The sequence below is a fragment of the Rickettsia sp. TH2014 genome (assembly GCF_019249195.1).
GTDB lineage: Bacteria > Pseudomonadota > Alphaproteobacteria > Rickettsiales > Rickettsiaceae > Rickettsia > Rickettsia felis.
On record NZ_MXAX01000142.1, the window covers coordinates 1 to 1,185 of the forward strand.

Sequence of the window (1,185 nt, forward strand, 5' to 3'; positions counted from 1 at the left end):
AAGAAAAAAAGCTCTACAATTAGCTAAATACCTAAGATCTGAATCACCGGATTATGGCTATTTACGTACTGTATTTATGTATTTAAGGCAAGAATTAGAAGTAGTAGTTACAGCTCAACCTAAAAAATTACCTTATGTTCCAAATGAAGAAGAAATACAGAAATACTATGATGTAATATGGAAAAGTAAAAATATACAGGACATTATAATTATAAAAGTATTAATATATACAGGTATAAGAGTAAGTGAGCTGGTAAGGTTAAAAAAGCCTGATGTTGACCTGAATGGATGTCAAATTAGAATTATTGCTGGAAAAGGAAAAAAAGATAGAATAGTACCGTTTCCAAAAAGTTTTCGGGAAACATTAGCAATGTATATCACCAGTACCGCAGAGAATAAGACATTGTACTTATTTGAGTCAAGCTGGAAAAAACCATATTCTGATAGAGGAATTAGAAGAATATTAGAAAAATATAGTAATTTAGCTGGTATGAGGCAGAATATTTCTCCACATAAATTACGTCATTTTTTATTTACTTGGCTTAAAAAAAGAGGAATAGACGACGCACTCATCCAACCATATTCTGGTCATGAAACCCGCAAGTCTCTAGAGATTTATTCAAAATTATCATTATCAGAAGCTCAAAAAATATATGAAGAAAATATCAAGAATTTTCCAGTTTAAGCTGCTCAACTTTGCCGCTCCTTGCACGATCTTTAGTATCGGGCCTGTTAGTACTGATTTCTGTCGAACTTGATTTCTCTGCAGTATCTTCATCACATTGCAGATAATTCTCACTATCACTTTGTATACTTTCATAGCTTGATGTGATATATTTTGTTACACTCACATCATATTCTGATTTGCTCTTGAGAATAGGTCTACCATCGGGAGATGCGTCATATACATACACTTCTATAGTATTATTAGTTTTAGTGTTGCCGAGTGAATTATTATTCATATATTAAATCAATTAATTTGTAATTAAAGCGTACCCTCTTGATTTCCTTATCCTAGCGATACGTTTAATATTCTTATCCATATCATGTTGGGAGTTACAGTGGATAACTTCATAATTACCTTTATTAGAGTACAAAGAACCCCAGCTACATATAAGATCAGTAGTACCAAATAAATTAGCTTGAGTAGTTAATCTATAATATTTATGATCTTTAGTCCAATAA

At 31.4% G+C, this 1,185-nt stretch carries 3 protein-coding genes; 1 reads left to right on the top strand and 2 read right to left on the bottom strand.

Going from position 1 to position 1,185, the window contains the following annotated elements:
* A partial coding sequence (locus KYQ89_RS02675) for a tyrosine-type recombinase/integrase (protein ID WP_218460291.1) occupies positions 1 to 685 on the top strand: 685 nt, incomplete at its 5' end.
* Here the strand turns inward: KYQ89_RS02675 and KYQ89_RS02680 are convergent.
* Both KYQ89_RS02680 and KYQ89_RS02685 read right to left on the bottom strand, forming a co-directional pair.
* The gene (locus KYQ89_RS02680; RefSeq protein WP_218460292.1) at positions 666 to 962 is read right to left on the bottom strand and encodes a hypothetical protein; all 297 of its coding nucleotides are present in this window, start codon (positions 960 to 962) and stop codon (positions 666 to 668) included. The genes KYQ89_RS02675 and KYQ89_RS02680 overlap by 20 nt on opposite strands.
* A 12-nt stretch (positions 963 to 974) precedes the next feature.
* On the bottom strand, positions 975 to 1,185 hold a 211-nt coding region (locus KYQ89_RS02685; RefSeq protein ID WP_218460293.1), incomplete at its 5' end, for a WGR domain-containing protein.

Excerpts from the sequence above, each read along its gene's own strand:
- KYQ89_RS02680 (WP_218460292.1), bottom strand. The coding sequence starts at position 962 with ATGAATAATAATTCACTCGGCAACACTAAAACTAATAATACTATAGAA.